Here is a 2,468-nt window from a genome sequence, read left to right as displayed (position 1 = left end):
TCGGCCGGCACCTTGCTGCGCGGCTGCTGCAGGCTGTGCAGCACGTCCAGCATGGCGTAGCGCGCGTACGGGGTGCCGTTGCGGGTCACCGACACCACCGAGTACGGGTCGGTGTGCATCCCGCCGGCCGCGAACGTGCCGTAGGCCGAGGCCGTCCGGATCGCGCTGGGACGGGAGTTGCCCACCGAGAAGGACGGCACCAGGTCGCCGAGGGTGTCCGGGAGCAGTCCGAGCCCGGCCGCGGTCGTACGGACCCGGTCCAGGCCGACGTCCATGCCGAGCTGCATCATCGGGCCGTTCACCGACTGCGCGACCGCGTCGCGCAGGCTGATGCTGCCCCAGTTCTTGTGGCCGTCGTTGGCGGTCTTCGCCATCTTGCCGTCGCGCCCCCAGTACGGGCCCTCCGGCGTCATCACCGGGATCCCGTCGCCGCCGTCGTAGCGGGTGGCCGGGGCGACCGGGTTCCGGCCGCCCTCCCGGCCCTTGCGGACGCCCTGGTCGAGGGCGGCCGCGTAGACGATCGGGGTGAAGGCCGTGCCGACCGGGACGTTGGAGGTGTTGGCGTTGTCGAAGCCCTGCTTCAGGTAGTCGGGCCCGCCGTACAGGGCGAGGATCCGTCCGTCCGCGGAGACCGAGGCGGCGCCGATCCGCGCGTGCCGGTCGGCCTCCCGGGCCGGGTCCAGTCGGGGGCCGGCGCTCTGCACGGCGGCGGTGAGATCGGCCGTGCGCTGCCGGTCGAAGGTGGTGCGGATCTGGTAGCCGCCCAGGTCGAGCAGGGCGGGCGTGATCGCCGAATGGGAGACCAGGTAGCTCTCGGCCAGGTCCACCAGGTACCCGGTCTGGCCGCCGAGGCCGCGGGCGACCGGCGGTGCCACCGGTTCGGGGAAGGCGGTGTAGCGGGCGCGTTCGGCGGCCGAGAGCTTCCCCGTCTCCACCATCCGGTCCAGGACCCACGACCACCGCTCGACCGCCCGCTGGTGGTTGTCCTTGCCCAGCGACGGGTCGTACAGCGAGGCGCCCTTGAGCAGCGAGGCGAGGAAGGCCGCCTCGCTCGGGTTCAGCGCCGACACGTCCTTGCCGTAGTACGCGGCGGCGGCCCGCTGGATGCCGTAGCTGCCCCGGCCGAACCAGCTGGTGTTGAGGTAGCCCGCCAGGATCTCGTCCTTGCTCAGCCGGTGGTCCAGCTTGACCGCGATCACGATCTCGCTGGCCTTGCGCGAGAGGTCGCGCTCCTGGGTCAGGTAGATGTTCTTGACGTACTGCTGGGTGATCGTCGAGCCGCCCTGGGTGTCGCCGCCGGTCACCATCGCCCAGACGGCCCGGGTGATGCCGGTGGGGGAGACGCCCGCGTCCGAGTAGAAGGTCGCGTTCTCCGCCGCGAGCACCGCCGAGCGGACGGACTCCGGCACCTTCTCCAGCGGCACCTCCTGCCGGTTCACCCAGCCGGTGCGGGCCATCTCGGTGCCGTCCGACCAGTAGAAGACGTTGTTCTGCTGGGTGGCGAAGGAGTTGAGGTCGTCCGGGACGTGCGTGGTCGCGAACAGCCAGACGACCGTGCCGACCAGCGCCGCCACCCCGGTCAGCAGGACGGCCAGCAGCTGCCGCCAGGACGGCAGCCACCGCCGGAGGCCCCGCAGTCCGGGCCGCGGGTAGGCCGGCCGGAGCCGACGGAGCACCCGGCGGACCCGTCCCGTCCGCGCTCCGGCCCGCCGCCGGCGCCTCCCCGATCCTGCAGTACCGCTCCGGCGCCGTCCTGGGACACGCACACTCAGCTCCGATTCGTCGACGACAACGTCACCCCCCGCCCTATAGACGCGCGATGCACCCCGTCCCGGCCTTGTGATCTTCGCCATGCCGCCCGGCGGGGGTGTCGACTTGACGGATGCTCAGCCGCCGTGGTCCGCCGCCCGGTCGGCGCCGCCGGCCGGAGCGTTCCGCAGCACCTCGGCCACCGGGCCGTCCGCCCAGGCCGGCACGGCCGTCTTCGCTCCCGTCGCGCCCACCTCGTCCGTCGTGTGTCGGTACCCGCCGGGACGGTACCGACCTGCTCGGACAGCTGACCCCGGGTGCCGGTGCCGCCCCCGGGGGCGGTGTCGGTGGCGGGTGGGAGAGTCCGGACGGACGGGCCGGGGGAGAGGGACACCGTGACGGAACTGCCGGAGATCGTCGGACGTGAGGACTCCGCCGCACTGATCGTCAGGACCGACTACACCGACGCGGCCGCGTGGCGTGCGGTGGTGGCCGCGGCGAGCCGGGCCCGGGGACCGCACGGCGAGTACGAGGCCCAGGTCCACCCGGTCGACGACCCGGTGTGGGCCGGGGCGACGCCGGAGGCGGTCCGCGCCGCGGCGGGCCGGGACACCGACCTCGGGGTGGTGTTCCTCGCCGACCGGACCACGATGGAGTCGGCCCGCCTCGCCCTGCTCGCCCTCGACACCGGTGACGAGGAGGAGGTCCTCGACGACCCG

1 protein-coding gene and 1 pseudogene are annotated in these 2,468 nt (G+C 73.5%); one reads left to right on the top strand and one right to left on the bottom strand.

All coding sequences use genetic code 11. The features are described 5' to 3' along the window. Window positions 1-1,676: transglycosylase domain-containing protein (locus ABZ641_RS33070; RefSeq protein ID WP_359987863.1), on the bottom strand; the 1,676-nt coding region annotated here is incomplete at its 3' end. A gap of 468 nt (window positions 1,677-2,144) precedes the next feature. On the opposite strand from ABZ641_RS33070, the pseudogene ABZ641_RS33065 reads away from it, so the two are divergent. Then, window positions 2,145-2,468: pseudogene (locus tag ABZ641_RS33065) on the top strand (hypothetical protein); the annotation flags it as partial.

Source organism: Kitasatospora sp. NPDC007106 (genome assembly GCF_040634455.1).
Classification (GTDB): domain Bacteria; phylum Actinomycetota; class Actinomycetes; order Streptomycetales; family Streptomycetaceae; genus Kitasatospora; species Kitasatospora arboriphila.
Note: the sequence above shows the minus strand (reverse complement) of the source record. Positions and strands in the feature narration are given on the sequence as shown.